Here is an 18,103-nt window from a genome sequence, read left to right on the forward strand (position 1 = left end):
GATCTGCTCTTCCGTAAAACGCTGCCTCTTCATCGTCCGTCTCCCTTCCATAGGGCCGGACTCTAAATCCTTCTGGACGAAAATCTCAGTGGCACGTCACTTGCTCGCCGCAATAGATGCCGCTCTGATTGACCAGATTAATCTGCGGACAAATCGGCACATAGTCATGCGCCATAAAGTCGAAGGGCATTCCGAGCGACCGGGCGACCATTGGAATGAATTGGAGGGCGCGGGACGACCATCCCACCGTGCTGTGAACTTCGATCGCATTTATTGCGATCGACTTCAAAAACTGCGCAAAGGCCTCGCCGTCCTTGTCGATGTCGAACTCTCGCAAATTGGGCAGGTAAGGCGTGTCGTCAATTCCCATCAGCCTGATCGCTCTGCCTTCCGGCGACGCGGGGACGGCGAGCAGCAAGCCTTCGCCAGTTTCACCCATCGAAGCTGCGCGGTCGGTCAGATAGCGTGCAATGCCGCCGCCCAAAAGATGCGTGAAGCATAATGTGATGCGCTCTGGTGGGCGCTTCAACAGACGCCCGATGTCGAGCCTTGCTCGTGCTTCCTTTGCCGGATCGGCGACAACGTATTTCTCCACCTCCCTGATGTAGCCTGGATGCTTTGCAGTCAGCGCGTTGAGGCCGGTCTTCTTGGCTTGCGTGGCGCCGGCACCGAATGACGTCTCGCCGGAGTGGAATACAAACACATCCAGCGCATGGAGATTCCGCAGGCCGCGCTCGGAGGCGCGAACGCAAAAATCGTTCTCTTCGCCATAGCCCTTGCCGAATGTCTCGACATCGAAGAGTCCTACCTCGTCAAGCGCCTTCCGTGTGATGTACATACAAAAGCCCACGCCAGTCGGCACATCAACCGCCTGTTGCCGGTTCATTGCCGCGGCTAGAAGATCGACTTCCGAAAATGCGATTTCCAATTCGTTTCGGTTGTCCTTGCAGAATTCCGGATAGCTGCAGATCGTTCCGTTGTTGGTGAAGGGAGTGACCGTGGCGATGTCCAACATCAGACTATGGGCGTGAATCCGGTCCAGCCAGTCGTTGAACACGAGCGTGTCGCTGTTGAGCAGAAGTACGTCGCGTTCCGGGTGCGTGGCCATGCCGCGATTGACGGTGCCGACAAATCCGAGATTCCGCTCATTTCGAAGCAGGGTGATAAGTTCCATGTCCGACAGCCGATCGAGCGCCTCCGACAGGGCGGGCTCCGGCGAGGCGTCATCAATCACGAGCAGTTCGAAAGGCGTTGTGTTGCGGCTTGTCAGCACCGAAAAGATGCAGGACAACGTATCGTCGTAACCGCGATAGACAGGTATGATCACGTCCACAAGTGGCGTGCTGCGTCGCATGTAATCACGCGACGAGCCCGCCAATGCTTCAAAGGCGCTCCAGTCGGGCGCTACCGGCTTGAATGGCGGCATGACAGGCGCATCGATGCCCCCCGCCGCCAAAAAGTGCTTCAAAAGCGAGCCGCCGGGGCCCTTCAATGCAGGATGCGCCACAAGAAAAGACGCTGGATCGAAATCTGCGCTTGGGCGACGATTCTCCCGCTCGCCGTAGTGGATGTAGTGCAAAAGCGGGTTCATGCCCGAATGCCTGACGTCCGGATTTTCGCGCAGATAATAAGCGCTGTCGAAAATCCGGTTTGGCTTTCGGCCCTCGAACGCGCCGAACAGCAAATAATGAACGACCGGTTCGTGCTCGGAAGCGGCGACATCCCCGTAGGCTTGCTTGTACCACTTCCTGTCAAACAGGCCCGAGCCAGTCAGCGTCCGGCAGGCTCTGGCCAATTCCGAATACCCCAAGCGCCGCGCGATCGGTCCAACGATGCTCCGCCGCCGCGCCGCCAAATCACTCTTCCACAGGAACGGGGCGAGTGCATGGTATCTTTGCTTTTGGACCCCCAACTCCTCTTCCAGCGCGTCGATCCGGTTCCGCGCCACGGTGAGCATCTGCTCCCGTTGTGCACGCTCGGCTCGCGCTTCGCGTAGAGCAACCGCTAGCGCGTCAATCTCGGCCTGCGCCCGCGCCGCTCGATCGGCGTGTGCAGTCAACTCTCTCTGATACGCGCGGGATTGTTCGCGAAGCGCATCTGTCTCGGCCTTCGACTGAGCATGCTCCTGATCGCGGCGCAACGCTTCCGCCTTATCTAATGCCAATTTCTCGCGCAGAGCCTTGCCTTCAGACCTCAGGCTCTGCGCGTCGCGATCATGATCGCGTTCATCGCCATAGCGCGGCACCTTTATGAAATGCTGCGCAAACTCGTCCAGATTGTGCACCTGGCAGCAGACGCTGGCGCGGCGAATTTCCGGGGCGAGGTGATCGGCAGGCAGCAGGAGAAGGGCGCTTTCGTGGGCGACGCCGAACAGATTTGACGATGCTAAACGAAAATTCTCCGGATTGAATGCTGGTGTCGACACAAAGTAGAAGGCGTAGTCCCGTCCCTGCATGGCCCGGAAGATATCCGATGCCGCACCAATTGAATTCACCTCGCAATAGATGGTGGGCCTGTCCCGCGCGATTGTCCGAGCCGCTCCTTGCAGCGCTGCGGCCTCGCATCCCTCAATATCGAGTTTGATAAACTTGACGCCGTTCAAGCCGAGCGAATCGAGCGCCCTTATCGGCACATCAATCCGGCCTTCGCCGGGCCGATGCTCCAGGCTCTGCGCGCCTGCGTTGACATATCGCTCATCCGGCAGTTCGGACATGAAGCCCGTTCCGTCAGAGCCGCTGATGGCGCATGGATATACGGTAATTCTGTTGCGCAGTGCTGTAGTGTTGCGCATGAGCAGAGCAGCCAACTGAGGCTGTGCCTCGAATGAATGAATCCGAGTTTCTCTGGACAGATCTGCAAGCGCGAGACTGTGTATGCCTACATGGGCTCCGGCATCGATAATGGAGCAACCTTCGGCGATGAATTGCGCGAGGAATTCAATCTCGATCTGTGCCCACTCGCCATATGCCTCCAGAGAGCTTGCGATCGGCCGATCGTTCCCCATGACAAATATTGTGCCCCATCGCGTCTCGATCTCTTCGATCGCCATCGACTCTCTCTTTCTCACTCGTACTGACGTTCAATTTTCACGAAATTTGCGACAGGAATTCGATGGCCCGGGCTCGAGCTCATCGACAATTCGCAGCAGATTCTTTGAGTAGCTCGACTTGCCCATCCGCATTGCGGCCGCCAGCAGCTGACTGTCGCTTATGTAACCAAGCTCAAACGCGATGCTCTCGGGACAAGCGACCTGTACGCCTTGTCGGTGTTCTATCGTCCTTACAAACTCGGAGGCCTCCAGTAATGAGTCGTGCGTCCCCGTATCGAGCCACGCATGGCCGCTCTTCAGCTGCACGACACGCAATTCGCCTAGCTCCAGATAGACGCGATTGACATCGGTGATCTCGAGTTCGCCTCGGGCCGACGGGCGAATGTTCCTGGCAATATCGACGACCTGATTGTCGTAAAAATAGAGTCCGGTCACCGCCCAGTTGGAGCGAGGTGCTTTTGGCTTTTCTTCAATACTGCGCACGCGGCCTTCGTCGTCGAATTCAACCACGCCATATCGCTCCGGGTCGCTGACTTGATAGGCGAAGACCGTTGCGCCCCGGTTAATCGACGCGCGCTGCACCTTTTCCTGCAATCTGTCGCCGTAAAAGAGATTATCGCCGAGAATGAGTGCGCAGGAGTCTGCGCCAATAAACTCTTCGCCTATGAGAAAGGCTTGCGCGAGGCCGTCTGGACTGGGCTGCTCGGCATAGGAGAGGTTGATGCCCCATTGCGATCCGTCGCCAAGCAAGCGTTGGAAGAGCGGCAGGTCGATCGGCGTGGAGATGAGAAGGATGTCGCGTATGCCGGCCAGCATCAGTGTACTGAGCGGATAGTAGATCATTGGTTTGTTGTAGATGGGGAGCAGCTGTTTGCTGACCGCAAGGGTGATGGGGAAAAGGCGCGTGCCGGACCCGCCCGCCAGGATGATGCCCTTCATGACGCCTGCTCCTCAATTGACTTGCACAGTATTTCATCGAGGCAGTGCTCCAGGCTGACCTGCCATGTCGGGAGGGCGATGCCGTAGTGGCGCTTGATCCGTCTGCAATCGAGAAGCGAGTTGGCGGGCCTTTTCGCGGGCGTCGGATAGTCCCTCGTGGGAATGGGCACGACCTCGGCAGAACGAACACCATGGCGGGCGGCCCGGGAAAATATCTCGCGCGCAAAGCCAGCCCAACTCGTCGCTCCGCTACCTGTGAGGTGGAAGGTGCCGTATTCCGCGCGGCCACCAAGGATCTGCTCGACGATCGCAGCAATAGCATCCGCAATATCTGCTGCGAATGTCGGCGAGCCGCACTGATCGTCGACGACGGTCAGCCGGTCGCGGGTCTCTGCGAGCCGCAGCATTGTCTTCACGAAATTGCTGCCGGTTGAACTGTAAACCCAACTTGTGCGCAGGATCACATGTGCCGGCAGGGTGGCGCGTATGGCGGCCTCACCCTCCGCCTTCGATGCGCCATATACGTTAATGGGCGTCGTGGGGTCGTCTTCAACATAGGCGCCGCACCTGTTTCCGTCGAACACATAGTCCGTCGATAGATGAATGAGGGGAATGCCGGCCGTCGCGCACAGCCTTGCGAGATGCGCCGGCCCATCGCGGTTCACAGCGAATGCGAGGTCGCGTTCACTCTCTGCCTTGTCGACGGCGGTATAGGCCGCGGCATTAACGACGAGCCGCGGCTGGTGCAAGGAGAAAGCGTGCGCGAGAGCGTTGACGTCGGTCAGGTCGGCGACGTCGCGACCCAGCGCCACATGGGGCACGGCCCCGAAGCCTCTAGCGTCGAGCGCCTGCGCCACCTGACCATTGTGCCCGATAATGAGAACGGGGCGCCGATCAGGCTTCGGACTGCGGGGGGAGCCGGTGGGCTTTCCGCCGGTGAGAAGGCCCAGCCGTTCGCCGCCATAGACACCCGCGCGCAGCGGCCGCCACCAGTTCTCATTGGCGAGATACCAGTCGACAGTCTTGCGCAGCCCGGATTCAAAGTCTTCCTGCGCGCGCCATCCGAGCTCATTTTCGAGCTTGCTCGCGTCGATCGCGTAGCGCCGGTCATGGCCGGGCCTGTCAGCGACGAAGGTGATGAGATCGCGGCGGCGGACGACGGAAGCGGCGGGTCTCAATTCGTCCAGGCGATCGCAGATCGCTTCCACGACCTCGAGGTTCGTGCGCTCGTTCCGGCCGCCGATATTATATTTCTCGCCGGGGACGCCGCGCCGGAGCACGAGATCGAGCGCGCGCGCATGATCCTCCACATAAAGCCAGTCGCGAATGTTGTCGCCCTTGCCATAGACGGGCAGCGCCTTTTCCTCGAGCGCATTGATCGTCACAAGCGGAATAAGCTTTTCGGGAAAGTGATAGGGGCCGTAATTGTTCGAGCAATTGGTGATGAGAACCGGGAGCCCGTAGGTGTGGTGCCATGCGTTGACGAGATGGTCGGACGACGCCTTGCTCGCTGCGTAGGGGGAATTGGGGCTGTAAGGCGTTGTCTCGGAGAAGGTTCCATCCGGTCCGAGGCTGCCATAGACCTCGTCGGTCGATACATGAAGAAAGCGGAAGTTCCTGCGCCGAGCCTCCGGCAAGCCTTCCCAATATCGCCGCGCGCATTCGAGCAGCGTGTAAGTTCCAAAAATATTAGTTTGAATAAAATTGTTTGAATCTGTGATCGAGCGATCTACATGCGACTCGGCTGCGAGATGCATAACAGCGTCTGGTTCGTGGCGACGAAACATTTCGTCGATCTGTGCCTGATCGCGTATGTCGCCCTTGGTGAAACTATAGCGCGGGTGATTTTCTAGCGCGGCGAGAGACCGAAGATTGGCCGCATATGTAAGAGAATCGAAATTTACTATTTCCGCATCTGTTTTACCGATCAGGTATCGGCACACGGCTGAGCCAATGAAACCAGCTCCGCCTGTTACTACTACTACAAGCTTCACATAACCTCCCTCGTTCTCGTAATGCAGTTGATTAAAATGCCACCAATAAACTTGAGAGCCACGTTCAATCATAAAATCACAGGTTTACACTCGTCACTACAATTCCTATCGTCGTCTTGAAAAAAATCTCGCAGGCCCGCACTTCATTCGTCGAAGCGGTGCGCAGTTAGTTGCACATTAAAGAGCGCCACCTTCAGACGATCTGGAGCGAGGCGTCGGATTGTATGGTTTCGATGCGTGTAGAAACGGCGGATCACTGGGAAAGAAATATCAACGTTATAATTGTAACGTTTAACAGCGCTGCCGTTGTCCGGGATGCCGTCAGGTCCTTGCCGCGCGGAATGAACGTGATCGTCGTCGATAACGCGAGCGCGGACCAATCGGTATTGGTTGCGGGTGCGGAGGGTGCGCGTTGCATAACTTGCGATAGCAATATTGGTTTTGGTCGTGCGTCGAACCTCGGCGCCGCGCGCTCCAGTGCCGAGTTTATCCTCTTCCTGAATCCGGATGCTGTGCTGGGTGAGCATGCGCTCGAGGCCATGTATCGCGCAGCGATGCGCTTTCCCGACGCAGCCATCGTCGGGCCGCGTTTGATTGACGGTGAGGGTCGCACCTGCCTGCGCTACTCGTCGATCCTGCATCCCCTTTCTGACGACGCTCTCAACGCGCCATGCGAACCCGAAGGCGTCTGCTGCATGCCGCTGCTGACCGGCGCAGCACTCTTATGCCGCCGTTCGGCCTTCGAGCAGGTCGGCGGCTTCGATGAAAATATTTTCCTCTATTACGAGGATGACGATCTCTGTCTGAGGCTGCGCAGGGCAGGCTGGTCCTTGCTCTATGAACCTGAGGCCGAGGTCTTTCACGGATCGGGCCGGTCGAGCCCGCAAACGTCGGCCATCGCCAGGTTCAAGTCCGCGCAACGTCTGCTCTCGCGATTCTATATTGCGAAAAAATATGCGCTGCCCTTCGAGCCGGGATACGAGCGGCGCAAGGCCCTGAAACGTTTGGCGATTTCCGTCGTGAAATGCGATCGGTTGCGTTTCGCCAGCGCCTTGGGCCGCCTTGGCGCGCTGGCGCAACTGAATGATGGCGCGACAGGCCAGACGCCGGCGCAATGCTTCAATTCCGGTCGCGCGCAATCGTCCCGACACCACGCCGCCGGTAATCCGGCCTTGACACCCACGGCAGAACTGGATCGCCTAATTTGAATGCGCTGAAACTCTGGATCGTCTCAAAGCTCTTCGGTAATCCGGATCAGGCTTTGCCTCTGCTGCGGCGTCTCTTCATCGAGAATGTGCGTGAGCATGTGCCGGGCTATCTCGCGGCTTTCGGCTGCATGGCGCTGGTCGCCGCCTCGACGGGCGGCAGCGCCTGGATCATGAAGGACATCATCAATCGCATCTTCATCGAGAGAGAAGAGGCGATGGTGTGGCTGATCGCGGGCGCGGTGGTATCGATCTATACGATCAAGGGCCTTTCGAGCTATGGTCAGGAAGTCATTCTGACCCGGATCGGAAATGCCATCATCGCGTCGCTGCAGCGACGCATATATGACCGCCTTCTCGGCCAGACGCTGGACTTCTACCAGCGATATGCCTTCGGCGATCTCGCCACGCGCATGTCTTACAATGCGCAGGCCGCGCGCTCTGTGATCGATCTCGTCATGACGAGCCTCGGCCGCGATCTGATGTCGGTCGTTGCGCTCACCGCCGTCATGGTGGCGCAGGATCCGCTGATGTCGCTTCTCGTTCTGGTGATCATGCCCGGCGCGGTCATCGGTGTCGCCACTCTGGTGAAGCGGGTCAAGCTCGTCATGAAGGCTGAGCTTCTATCGATCGCGAAGATCGTTTCGACCTTGCAGGAGACCGCGACGGGCATTCGCATCGTCAAGGCGTTCAACCTCGAGAGTCACATGCGCGAGATCATGGCGCAGTCGATCAGGGATGTCGAGACGCGTTCGAACAAGATTGCGGTCACGAGCGCGATGACGGGCCCGCTGATGGAAACGCTGGGCGGCTTCGCTGTCGCCGCCGTCATCGTCTATGGCGGCTGGAATGTGATCTCGCGCGGCGCCGATGCGGGCGGCTTCTTCTCCTTCATCACCGCGCTCTTGATGGCCTATGAACCAGCGAAGCGCCTTGCCCGTCTCAATGTCCAGTTGCACACGAACATTGTCGGCGTGGCCTCGCTTTATGACCTGCTCGATCATCCCATCAGGACGGTGGAAGCACCCGATGCCGTCGATCTCGTGGTGACGAAGGGGGAGGTCAGGCTCGACAATGTCGCCTTTGCCTATGGTGCCACGCCGGCTCTGAACGGCGTCACCCTCGACGCAAGGCCCTGCGCAGTCACTGCGCTGGTGGGGCCTTCGGGCGGCGGCAAGTCTACGGTCTTCTCCCTCATCGAACGCTTTTACGATCCGGTCTCAGGCATCGTGACCATCGACGGGCAGGATCTCCGTCATGTGTCCTTCGAGTCGCTTCGCCGCAACATCGCGCTGGTGACGCAGGACACATTCCTCTTCGATGGAACGATCCGCGAGAACATCGCCTATGGAAAGCCCGGCGCCGCGGAAGACGAGATCGTCGAGGCCGCCCGCAACGCCAATGCGCACGAGTTCATCACCGAACTCCCCGGCGGCTACGAAACGCGCGTCGGGGAGGGGGGCGGCCATCTTTCAGGCGGCCAGCGCCAGCGCATCGCGATCGCGCGGGCCATGCTGAGGGACGCGCCGATCCTGCTCCTTGATGAGCCTACCTCCGCACTCGATGCCGAGTCGGAGTCGAAGGTTCAGGAGGCGCTCGACAGGTTGATGGTTCACCGAACGACCGTCGTCATCGCCCATCGCCTCTCGACGGTGCGCAATGCGGATCGAATCTATGTCATGGAGCGGGGCAAGGTCCTCCAATCCGGCTCCCATGCCGAGCTCATCGCCGCGGGCGGGCTCTATGCCCATCTGCATGTCCTGCAATTCCGCGGTCCTGCCGAAAAGCAGCTTGCCGTAGCCCTCTGAACCGTCGGTCGGCCCAGCGGGGCCCTGTCAACCATGGCGGGTCTTGGGGCCCCTGCGTCAATTTTGACATGTGTTCTTTTCAGATAGAGATTGACCTGCGGCCTGTCGTTTCCAAAAATCGAGTATCCAAAAGGCCGGAAGGGCCGAGACCTCGGTCGGAACAGGCCGTGAATCAGAAAAAGAAAGAACGCAGTCAATGACAGGGACAGAAACGCTCACGAAACCCGCCCCCAAGACCGCTGGGGGCAAGGTCGAACATTTCGACACTTTGATCGTCGGCGCGGGCATTTCCGGTGTCGGCGCCGCCTATCACCTCCAGGATCAGTGCCCGGGCACGAGCTTCCTCGTGCTCGAGACGCTTGAGAGCTTCGGCGGCACCTGGCTGATGCACAAATATCCGGGCATCCGCTCCGATAGCGACCTCTACACCTTCGGCTATCGCTTCAAACCCTGGACCGGCGCGCCGATCGCCAGCGCAGAGGAAATCCTGACCTATATGGGCGAGGTCATCGACGAGAACGATCTCGCTCGCCACATCCGCTACAAGCACAAGATTTCCTCGGCCCGCTGGTCCAGCAAGGACAATCTCTGGACCATCGAGGCGACGCGCACGGACACGGGCGAAGTCTTCCACTTCACCGCGAACTTCCTCTGGATGTGCCAGGGGTATTACCGCCACTCGGAGGGCTATACGCCTGAATGGCCTGGAATGGAGAAGTTCAAGGGCAATATCGTCCATCCCCAGACTTGGCCCGAAGACCTCGATTACAAGGACAAGAATGTCCTCGTCATCGGCTCGGGTGCGACGGCGGCAACGCTCGTTCCGGCCATCGCGGGCGATTGCAAGCATGTCACCCTGCTTCAGCGTTCGCCGACCTACTTCATTCCCGGACGCAATGAAAACGAGCTTGCCGACCAACTGCGCGCCTTGAAGATCGACGAGGCATGGATCCACGAGATCACGCGCCGCAAGGTACTCGCCGATCAGGCAGAGTTCACGCGCCGTTCCTTCGAGGAGCCGGATGTCGTGAAGCAGGAGCTGCTCGCCGGCGTCGCCATGTTCCTTCCGCAGGAAGTCGTGGACGAGCACTTCACGCCGAAATATCGCCCCTGGCGCCAGCGCATTGCCTTCGTGCCCGATGGCGACATCTTCCAGGCCGCTGCGGCCGGCAAGGCGTCGGTCGTCACCGACGAGATCGAGACCTTCACGGAAAAGGGCATTCTGCTCAAATCCGGTAAGGAGCTTGAGGCCGACATCATCATCACGGCCACGGGCTTCAACCTCAGCGTGCTCGGCGACATCAACTTCGAAATCGATGGCAAGCCGCTCAACTTCGCCGACACCGTCACCTATCGCGGCATGATGTTCACCGGCATCCCGAACATGGTCTGGGTCTTCGGCTACTTCCGGGCGAGCTGGACGCTGCGTGTCGACCTGCTCGGCGATTTCGTTTGCCGCCTTCTCAACCACATGAAGGAAAAGGGCGCAAAGCGTGTCACGGTGAAGCTGCGTCCTGAAGACAAGGACATGAAGCTCATGCCCTGGATAGATCCGGAGAACTTCAATCCGGGCTATCTGATGCGCGGCATGCATCTGTTGCCAAAGCGCGGTGATAAGCCCGAGTGGCAGCATACGCAGGACTATTGGGTCGAGAAGGAAGAACTGCCCGAAATCAATCTCGACGCCGCCGAGTTCGTTTACGAATAAGAGGGGCGGTCTCGCGTCAGGGCTGCCGGTCCGTCCGGCCCCCTGACGCAAGGCTCTCTTGGGTTCCGAATGTCATTTGAATACTGCGCCGCAGTGAGAGCTGCGGCGCTTTTTTGTCTTTATGGGGTATGGCGGTGTATGAAGGCACCCGCATGGGCCTTTGGGGGTCCTGCGACGATGAAGACAAGGCGAGCACATGCCCGGCAACGAGAACCAGTACATCCTGACTATTTCCTGCCCCGACGCGGTAGGCATTGTTGCGGCGGTCGCGGGGCTGCTCGCGGCCGAAAATCTCTTCATCACCGAATCCTCCCATTTCGGTGACCCCGACACGAAGCGCTTCTTCATGCGCACGGCCTTCCATCCTGTCGAGACGGGTGCATTCGGGCAGGCCCGTTTTGCCGAACAATTCGGTTCAGTAGCGACTCGTTTCGGCATGGAATGGCGTCTCCATCATGTCGGCGTGCGGCCCTCTTTCCTGCTGATGGTCTCCAAGGCCGATCACTGCCTCAACGATCTTCTCTATCGCTACCGGACGGATGCGCTGCCGATCCACATTCCGGCAATCGTCTCGAACCATCTCGATCTCGCGCCGCTCGCGCAGCAGCATCGCATTCCCTTCTTCCACATACCGGTGACAAAGGAGACGAAGGCCGACTCCGAGCGCCGCATGCTGGAACTGGTGGAGGAAACCAGGGCGGAATTCGTCGTGCTCGCGCGTTACATGCAGGTTTTGTCGGACGAGACATGCCGCGCGCTCGCGGGCCGGGCCATCAACATCCATCACTCCTTCCTGCCGAGCTTCAAGGGCGCGAAGCCCTACCACCAAGCGCATGAGCGCGGCGTGAAGCTCATCGGTGCCACCGCACATTTCGTGACGAGCGATCTCGACGAAGGCCCGATCATTGAGCAGCGCGTCGAGCGGGTGAGCCATACGACGACGGTGGATCAGATGATTGCGGCGGGGCGCGATGTCGAAGCGCTGGTGCTGGCGCGCGCCGTTGCGGCGCTTGCGGGGCGGCGCGTTTTCCTTAACGGAAAGCGGACGGTCGTTTTTGCTGACTAGGGCGGCTCAGAAACCCTTGCCCTTGCTCACCGACCATTTGATCGTGGCATCGCCGCCCGTGAACTCGCCGGAGCTTCCGGCGACGGGTGGCTCAGCGATCGGGTCGGTGCAGCTTTCCTTGTCCGCTTTCGGCATCTTGGTGCAGATGCTCTTGCCCTTCACGCGCCACCATCCCTTCGCCTGCTTGCCGTCAAGCCCGCGGACAATGATGTGCTTGCGGTTGGGATAGTAGATCTTGGTTGTGCCTGCAGGGCCCGTGAGTTCGACCGTATTCCCGACGAGGCCTGACCCTACATCCGCCCAGGCCGTTACGGGCGTGAGCAGGAGGGTAGCCGTCAATGCGGCGCGGCAAGTCAGGGAGAAGGCAGGCATCGGCGAGTCCGTTGATTCTGATTGGGCAATCTAGCCCGCGCCGCCGGACAAGACGAGCCTTGCGAGAGCTCTCGCCCGCCCGCGTCTCTTAATTCTCAGACAGTTTTGCCGGTGTCATTTGCCGATGCTCGGTGGCTTCAGCAAGAAGAGCACGATCCAGACCGGTATGAGGACGAGCGCGCCGAGAATGAAATGCGGCAGCGCCCAGTCGAAACCTTCGCGCAGCATCGCCATGATGTGCTGGGGTGTAAATCCCACATCGGTGAGAACCTGATCGGCGCTGATGTCGAACTCATTCAGGACGGCTCCGATCAGCACCGCCACGAGTATGAACTTTATGAGCGTCGACAAGGCGTTATAAATCATGCTGTGCCGCCCCGGCCGGCAAATCTCTATTTGGGACAGTTTAGACGGGCGCGGCGGCGGAACAAGCCTTGGGGAGGGGTTTTATGCCTGGCAATGGAGACGAGAAGGCGCTGAAGGCTTGTTTCTGGAGCGCGGAGCGTATCGCCGGGCTGACGGAGCGGGCGCATGTGCATCAGTTCAACTCCAATGCCATCCGCCATACCCGCTCGCTGGGCGACCTTGCGGGGTTTTCGGACATGGGTATTCACCTCGTCCGGGTCGAGCCGGGCCGGGACTCGACCGAGCATCACTTCCACGGGCAGGACGAGGAGTTTCTCTTCGTGCTGTCGGGCCGGGGCGAGGCGAGCATAGGCGAAACGACGATCATGGTAGGGCCGGGCGATTTCCTCGGCTTCACCAAGGGTTCGCCTGCCCATTCCATGCATGTGCCCGCGGAGGCGGGTGAAGACCTCGTTTATCTGATGGGCGGGACGCGCTCGCCCATCGATGTCTGCACCTATCCCCGCGCCGGTCTTCGCATGTACCGGATTGACGGCGAGAAGGAATACGCCGCCTTGTCCGATGTGAAGAAAGTCTAGCCGCCGAAGAGCTTCTTCAACTGGTCGGCGGGCTTGGGCGCTTCCTGGGGTGCGCTGTCGGTGGTGGAGCCTGTGCCGGTCGTTGTGCCTGTCCCTGTCGTCGCGCCTGTGGCGCCGGGCGTGTCAGTCTTCGCGCCGCCGCCGAGCAGGCCCTTCAGCAATTCCTTGCCGCCGCCGCCCTTGAGGCTCTTGACCTGGTCGATAGTGGCCTCGGGGTTCTTCAGCATGGCCTCCAGGTCGGGGCGGAATTTCGGCGCGGTCCAGGGTCCTTCGATGATGAGCGGGATTTCAAGGCCCTTGGCGTCGGATGCGCCGCCCTGGCCCTCCAGCGTTGCCGCGAGCTTCGGATTGACGTGGTAGTTGAGCGTGCGGTTGAGCAGATCCACCGTGCCATTGCCAGCGACGCGCACCAGCGGGCTCAGCATCTTCAGGTCGTTATTGGTCAGGATGCCCTTGTCGATGGTGAAGGTGCCGCCAAGCTCGGAGAAATCCGTGTCCTGCGAACCGCCGCTGTCCCAGCCGGTCAGCGCACCCTGTCCGACATTGCGCGCGAGCTGCGCGATATTCACGCCCTTGATCGCGCCGTTGGTGAATTTCACCTCGCCCTTGCCGCCGAGGTTGCCGACCATCTGGCGCTGGCTCTGGCCGGTTGTCTGAACGGCGAAGTTCAGCGCGGTCTTGCCTTCGAGGCGCTTGAAGTCGGCCGCGTCGGTGAGAAGACCATTTGCCGAGACGCCGGAGATAGAGAACGAGGCGGCCATTTGCGCCACGCGCTGCGAACCATCCAGCGTCAGCTTGCCGTTACCCGCGCCGTCGTAAAGCGCGAGCTTCGTCAGGTCGACGTTCATCACGCCATTGTTGAGCCGCAAGGCCAGCGCGCTTTCGCCGATCTTTATCTGTTTGATGAGAAGCTCATGCGTGCTGAAGGTGAAGTCCGCATCCGCCGCGCGCAGGCCTGACAGGTCGATGGGTTCGTTGCTCCAGCCCGCATCGCCGCCACCATTGCTGCCGCCACCACTCTGCGCCGTGCCGTCGGATGCTAGATAGGTGTTGGCGTCGATACGGTCGACGGTGAGCAGGCCTTTGACGAAGGGCCGCTTGCCGCTCGCATTGACCGCGAGTGTGCCGGTGGCGTTCATGCCGTCAAAGCCGATTTTCGCGTCGGAGAAATTATAGACGCCATTGCCGCCTGACGCCTTGCCTTCGATGGAGAGCGGCCCAAAACCTTTGCCCGCAGGCATCGGATTGCCGAGCCAGGCGGCAAGGTCGCGCACCGAGGCGACGTCGAGTGTCACATTGCCTGCGAACTTCAACCCTTCGAAAGGCCTGATCGTGCCCTTGTAAGTCGAGTTGATCTTTGAGGATTTGAGTGCAAGTTCGATTGGCGTCTCACCGCCCTCGGTCAGTGCGCGCGGACGATCTGCCTTGAGTTCGAGCGAAAGCGCTTCGCTGTTCCAGACGAGAGAGCCATTGGCGGTGAAGGGGTCGTCGAGGCTCGGCAGCGCGAGATCGACATTCACCTTTTCGAACGCGAGCGAGGCGCCCGTCTTCTGATTGCGATAGGTCGCCGTGCCGTTTTCAATGGAGACGTCGCCAAGGCTGAGCTGGCGGAGCGTCGGGGCGCCCGTTCCCTGTGTGGAGGGCGCGTGTTTCGTTTCGGTGGGCGCGGCACCCGCGCTCTCGAACTGCCAGTTCGGAGTGCCGTCGGCCTTCACTTCGAGATGGATCACAGGATCGACAAGCATGAAGCTGTCGATCTGAACATCACCCTTGAAGAGCGGGATGATCTTCAGCGCGGCACGCATTTCGCGCATCGACGCCATGTCGCGGTCCTTGGCCCAGGGCGCGTTCGAGATACTGACATTCTCGACCTTCACCGCGAGACGCGGGAAGAAGGACAGTCCGACATTGCCGCCGATCGTCAGGTCGCGACCGGTCTGCGCCTTCACCAGCGAAACGATGCGTTGTTTGTAGACGCTGGCGGGCACGAACATCGGCACTGCGACGACGATGGCTGCGAGCAGCACCACGATGCCGACAATGATGGCGATAAGACGCGACATGACTTTCCTCCCGGCTTGTGGCGCTTCGAGGGGCGCCGATTCGACACGGATTATGGACCCGAGCCGTGGGCAGAATTGTGACCGCGCGGTTGGCATGAGCGAAGCGCCAATGCGGCCAGCTCGCCGCCGACATCAAAAATATAGGGGATAAGTCACGCAAATAGATTGAAGACTAATACATAGGAGGTTATCTATAATCCATGGAGCGACATCTCACCAGAAATGAATTCGGCCTCTGGCTACTGCGCGTTTCCCGCCTCTGGCGGCGGGAGGCCAATGCTGCCGTGGAGGAGTTCGGCCTCTCGGAGGCGACCACGCTGCCGCTCGTCCAGCTCGGGCGGTTGGGCGGCGGCGTTCGCCAGATGGAGCTTGCCGCCGCGCTGGGCATTGAAGGGCCTTCGCTGGTGCCGCAACTCGACGCGCTGGAAAAGGCGAAGCTTGTCATCAGAAAGCCCGACCCGACGGACCGCCGTGCCAAGACCCTCTTCCTCACCGCGCGGGGCGAGGCGTTGCTGAAAAAGCTGGAGCCGCATCTCGCCGATATTCGCGCGCGTCTCCTCGCCGAGGTGAGCGAGGAAGATCTCGCGACCTGCTTCGAGGTGATGGGCAAGATTCAAGCTGCTGCCCAGGCTCTCCATCAGGAGAAGGCGCAACGGAGCCGGGAATGACCCTCCCAAGTCGGCAGCATTATATTTTCGCGGTGAAGACCTTCGGCGCGGCGCTGCTCGCGCTTTATCTGGCATTCTCCTTTGATTTGCCGCGCCCATCATGGTCGATGTTGACCGTGTTCATTGTCTCGCAGCCTTTCGCAGGGATGGTCGCGTCGAAGGCTGTCTATCGCGTCGCGGGCACAATCGTCGGCGCCGTCATTTCAAGCTTCATATTGATCGGCTTTGCGGACGCGCCGGAATTGCAGGCGCTGGCGCTCGCCGTCTGGGTGGGGCTTTGCATTTATGTTGCTTGCCTTGAGCGCAGCCCACGCGCCTATGCATTTCTTCTTTCCGGCTACACGGCGGTTTTCATCGGCTTTCCTACCGTCTCTGCTCCGGCCGGAATCTTTGACGCCGCCATTGCGCGCTCCGAGGAGATAATTCTCGCCATTCTCTGCGCGACGCTCGTTCACACCATCGTGCTGCCGCAACGAGCGGGCCCTGTGCTTTCGCACATGATTGACAGGTGGTTCGCAGATGCCGCGCGCTGGGTCGAATATGTCGTTGGACGGCCCGACAATGATGCGAGGGGCGCTTTCGATCATCGACGTCTCGTCGCGGAGTCGGGAGACATCGAGAGGCTTCGCGTTCACGCGCTTTACGATACGCCGGAACTCAGGCGCTCCGCCGCCGCCATCGGGCGGCTGCAGACGCATATGCAATCGATCCTTTCGTTGCTTCTTGCCGTCGAGGATCGGCTGACAATCCTGCGCCGCGAGCGGCCCGATCTCGTCGAGCGGCTGCGCGGTATTCACGGAGACTTCATTTCATGGCTGCGCGCCACAGCGATGGGCCCCGCGTGCCCCGCCGAAAGCGCCGCGCTTCTTGCGTCGATTGACGCAACGCGCCCTTCAGGCCTGTCGTTGCGCGCCGATCCGCAGCTAAGGCTCTTCGCCGCGCTGGTCGAGCGCTTGCGCGATCTCGTTCTCGTCTGGAACGAAAGCCTGACCTCCCGCAGCGGTGTGAAGTCGGGGCGCCCTCTCCGCGAGGCGGTGCAGCAGCGGACATTCCATGCGGATTATCTTATGGCCGCATTCTCTGGTCTCGCGGCGGTCATTGTCATCTGCATTTGTTGCGCCTTCTGGATCGGGGCGGCATGGCCGGACGGTTATACCGCAGCGATGATGGCCGCGGTTGGATGCAGTCTCGGTGCGACGTTCGACGATCCGGCGGGCTTCCTCTTGAAGTTCCTGCAGGGCACGGTCATCGGCACGGTCATCGCCGCATTTTATATCTTCGGCGTTTTTCCCGTCTTGAGTGGCTTCGATATGCTGGCGCTTGCGCTAGCGCCAGCATTTCTTTTGCTCTGCACGATGATGGCCATGCCCGCCTACACGCCGCTCGCCCTTCCGATGCTGCTCACCATGACGGCGATGATGAATATCGAGAACAGGATGACCTACGACTTCGCCATCTTCATGAACTTTGGCGTTGCGCAGGTGTTCGGCATCGCGCTTGCCGCGGCAGTGCTCGCGGTCGCGCGCGCCTCGGGTGCGGAATTGATGATCCGGCGCATAACCGGCGCGATCCATCTGGACCTGGGCAGGCTCGCCCGCGGCGACCGCAAGCTCACGCGTGAAAGCTTCGAAAGCGTGATGCTCGACCGCGTCGAAGGGCTGATGCAGCGGCGCGGCAGCGGCAGCGGCGATATAGATGCGTTGATCGATGGCGCGCTTGCGTCGGTTCGCGTCGGGCTCAACATCGCCGCCCTGCGCAGGCATGTGCATGGATTGCCGCGCAACAAGACGAGGGTGCTCGCCCGCGTCTTCGCGATCATCGCGACGCATTTCTCGCCCTCCAATCGAGAACACGAGACGAGTTACGCCGCCATGGGGGCCGCGCTCGATGAGGCCATTGCGGAAGTCGCGCATGACGAAGGCGAGCAAGCGACGCCGGTTCTGATCGGGCTGAGTGGCTTGCGCCAGATCATGCTCGGTCACCCCGATTTCTTTCGCGCACCGCCGGCTTCGGGTGTCACGCTGGCGAAGAGTTGGGTCGGCTCGCGGATCTACAGGGTGGCGGGAAGGAGGGCGGCATGATGACGGAACTCGACATCGGCGGTGTTTTCTTCACGCCACTGCTTGGCAGTGCTGAGCTGGCGTTTTTTCTTTGGTTGGTCCTGCGTGCGGGCTTTGTGCGGCTTGGCGTCTATCGCTGGGTGTGGCACCCGGCGCTTTTCGATCTGGCCCTGCTGGTCCTGCTGTTTGCAGTGGTGGCCCGGCCTTTCGGTTTTCTGGAGGTTTGA

The 18,103-nt window shown here is 60.3% G+C and carries 14 protein-coding genes and 1 pseudogene; 8 read left to right on the forward strand and 7 right to left on the reverse strand.

The window, feature by feature from the left end:
• Window positions 1-85: 85 nt before the first annotated feature.
• From F2P47_RS15975 to rfbB, 4 genes and pseudogenes are all read right to left on the reverse strand, one after another.
• A complete protein-coding gene (locus F2P47_RS15975; RefSeq protein ID WP_152217385.1) occupies window positions 86-3,049 on the reverse strand; it encodes an FkbM family methyltransferase in 2,964 nt (987 codons plus the stop codon).
• A gap of 30 nt (window positions 3,050-3,079) precedes the next feature.
• Window positions 3,080-3,988: a glucose-1-phosphate thymidylyltransferase RfbA gene (gene rfbA / locus F2P47_RS15980; protein WP_152217386.1), complete on the reverse strand. Its 909-nt coding sequence runs from the start codon at window positions 3,986-3,988 to the stop codon at window positions 3,080-3,082.
• Complete coding sequence (gene rfbD / locus F2P47_RS17960; protein ID WP_281349316.1) at window positions 3,985-4,938, reverse strand: dTDP-4-dehydrorhamnose reductase; 954 nt, start codon at window positions 4,936-4,938, stop codon at window positions 3,985-3,987. The genes rfbA and rfbD overlap by 4 nt, the downstream gene beginning before the upstream one ends.
• Window positions 4,927-5,982, reverse strand: a pseudogene (gene rfbB, locus F2P47_RS17965) (dTDP-glucose 4,6-dehydratase); the annotation flags it as partial. The pseudogene rfbB and the gene rfbD, both read right to left, overlap by 12 nt.
• Before the next feature lie 233 nt (window positions 5,983-6,215).
• On the opposite strand from rfbB, the gene F2P47_RS15990 reads away from it, so the two are divergent.
• The 4 genes from F2P47_RS15990 to purU all read left to right on the forward strand — a co-directional run bounded on the left by F2P47_RS15990 (window position 6,216) and on the right by purU (window position 11,769).
• A complete protein-coding gene (locus F2P47_RS15990; RefSeq protein WP_246176936.1) occupies window positions 6,216-7,190 on the forward strand; it encodes a glycosyltransferase family 2 protein in 975 nt (324 codons plus the stop codon).
• Window positions 7,187-8,995 carry an ABC transporter ATP-binding protein gene (locus tag F2P47_RS15995; protein WP_246176934.1) on the forward strand — a complete coding sequence of 603 codons (1,809 nt, stop codon included), beginning with the start codon at window positions 7,187-7,189 and terminating at the stop codon, window positions 8,993-8,995. The genes F2P47_RS15990 and F2P47_RS15995 overlap by 4 nt, the downstream gene beginning before the upstream one ends.
• A 196-nt stretch (window positions 8,996-9,191) precedes the next feature.
• On the forward strand, window positions 9,192-10,703 hold the full coding sequence (locus tag F2P47_RS16000) for a flavin-containing monooxygenase (protein WP_152217389.1): 1,512 nt from the start codon (window positions 9,192-9,194) through the stop codon (window positions 10,701-10,703).
• A 196-nt stretch (window positions 10,704-10,899) separates the two neighbouring features.
• Window positions 10,900-11,769, forward strand: a complete 870-nt coding sequence (gene purU / locus F2P47_RS16005) for a formyltetrahydrofolate deformylase (protein ID WP_152217390.1) — start codon at window positions 10,900-10,902, stop codon at window positions 11,767-11,769.
• 6 nt (window positions 11,770-11,775) lie between these two features.
• Here purU and F2P47_RS16010 read toward each other — a convergent pair whose 3' ends face one another.
• The gene (locus F2P47_RS16010; RefSeq protein ID WP_152217391.1) at window positions 11,776-12,141 is read right to left on the reverse strand and encodes a hypothetical protein; all 366 of its coding nucleotides are present in this window, start codon (window positions 12,139-12,141) and stop codon (window positions 11,776-11,778) included.
• A 114-nt stretch (window positions 12,142-12,255) separates the two neighbouring features.
• A complete protein-coding gene (locus tag F2P47_RS16015; protein ID WP_152217392.1) occupies window positions 12,256-12,507 on the reverse strand; it encodes a DUF6460 domain-containing protein in 252 nt (83 codons plus the stop codon).
• An 83-nt stretch (window positions 12,508-12,590) separates the two neighbouring features.
• On the opposite strand from F2P47_RS16015, the gene F2P47_RS16020 reads away from it, so the two are divergent.
• On the forward strand, window positions 12,591-13,085 hold the full coding sequence (locus tag F2P47_RS16020; RefSeq protein WP_152217393.1) for a cupin domain-containing protein: 495 nt from the start codon (window positions 12,591-12,593) through the stop codon (window positions 13,083-13,085).
• Here the strand turns inward: F2P47_RS16020 and F2P47_RS16025 are convergent.
• Window positions 13,082-15,148, reverse strand: coding sequence for an AsmA family protein (locus F2P47_RS16025; RefSeq protein WP_185681161.1), 2,067 nt, complete (start codon window positions 15,146-15,148; stop codon window positions 13,082-13,084). The genes F2P47_RS16020 and F2P47_RS16025 overlap by 4 nt on opposite strands.
• A 200-nt stretch (window positions 15,149-15,348) precedes the next feature.
• On the opposite strand from F2P47_RS16025, the gene F2P47_RS16030 reads away from it, so the two are divergent.
• Genes F2P47_RS16030 through F2P47_RS16040 form a run of 3 tightly spaced genes read left to right on the forward strand, consistent with a single transcriptional unit; the run spans window position 15,349 to window position 18,103 of the window.
• Entirely contained in the window at window positions 15,349-15,816 is a 468-nt protein-coding gene (locus tag F2P47_RS16030; protein WP_152217395.1) for a MarR family winged helix-turn-helix transcriptional regulator, read from the forward strand.
• Window positions 15,813-17,897, forward strand: a complete 2,085-nt coding sequence (locus F2P47_RS16035) for an FUSC family protein (protein ID WP_152217396.1) — start codon at window positions 15,813-15,815, stop codon at window positions 17,895-17,897. Before F2P47_RS16030 ends, F2P47_RS16035 begins: the two co-directional genes overlap by 4 nt.
• Window positions 17,894-18,103: a DUF1656 domain-containing protein gene (locus tag F2P47_RS16040; RefSeq protein WP_152217397.1), complete on the forward strand. Its 210-nt coding sequence runs from the start codon at window positions 17,894-17,896 to the stop codon at window positions 18,101-18,103. Before F2P47_RS16035 ends, F2P47_RS16040 begins: the two co-directional genes overlap by 4 nt.

Source organism: Parvibaculum sedimenti (assembly GCF_009184905.1).
GTDB classification, from domain to species: domain Bacteria; phylum Pseudomonadota; class Alphaproteobacteria; order Parvibaculales; family Parvibaculaceae; genus Parvibaculum; species Parvibaculum sedimenti.

Coding starts and splice junctions, on each gene's coding strand:
- F2P47_RS16025 (WP_185681161.1), bottom strand. CDS start 15,148: ATGTCGCGTCTTATCGCCATCATTGTCGGCATCGTGGTGCTGCTCGCA.
- F2P47_RS16020 (WP_152217393.1), top strand. CDS start 12,591: ATGCCTGGCAATGGAGACGAGAAGGCGCTGAAGGCTTGTTTCTGGAGC.
- F2P47_RS16010 (WP_152217391.1), bottom strand. CDS start 12,141: ATGCCTGCCTTCTCCCTGACTTGCCGCGCCGCATTGACGGCTACCCTC.
- purU (WP_152217390.1), top strand. CDS start 10,900: ATGCCCGGCAACGAGAACCAGTACATCCTGACTATTTCCTGCCCCGAC.
- F2P47_RS16035 (WP_152217396.1), top strand. CDS start 15,813: ATGACCCTCCCAAGTCGGCAGCATTATATTTTCGCGGTGAAGACCTTC.
- rfbA (WP_152217386.1), bottom strand. CDS start 3,988: ATGAAGGGCATCATCCTGGCGGGCGGGTCCGGCACGCGCCTTTTCCCC.
- F2P47_RS16030 (WP_152217395.1), top strand. CDS start 15,349: ATGGAGCGACATCTCACCAGAAATGAATTCGGCCTCTGGCTACTGCGC.
- F2P47_RS15975 (WP_152217385.1), bottom strand. CDS start 3,049: ATGGCGATCGAAGAGATCGAGACGCGATGGGGCACAATATTTGTCATG.
- F2P47_RS16000 (WP_152217389.1), top strand. CDS start 9,192: ATGACAGGGACAGAAACGCTCACGAAACCCGCCCCCAAGACCGCTGGG.
- F2P47_RS16015 (WP_152217392.1), bottom strand. CDS start 12,507: ATGATTTATAACGCCTTGTCGACGCTCATAAAGTTCATACTCGTGGCG.
- F2P47_RS16040 (WP_152217397.1), top strand. CDS start 17,894: ATGATGACGGAACTCGACATCGGCGGTGTTTTCTTCACGCCACTGCTT.
- F2P47_RS15990 (WP_246176936.1), top strand. CDS start 6,216: ATGCGTGTAGAAACGGCGGATCACTGGGAAAGAAATATCAACGTTATA.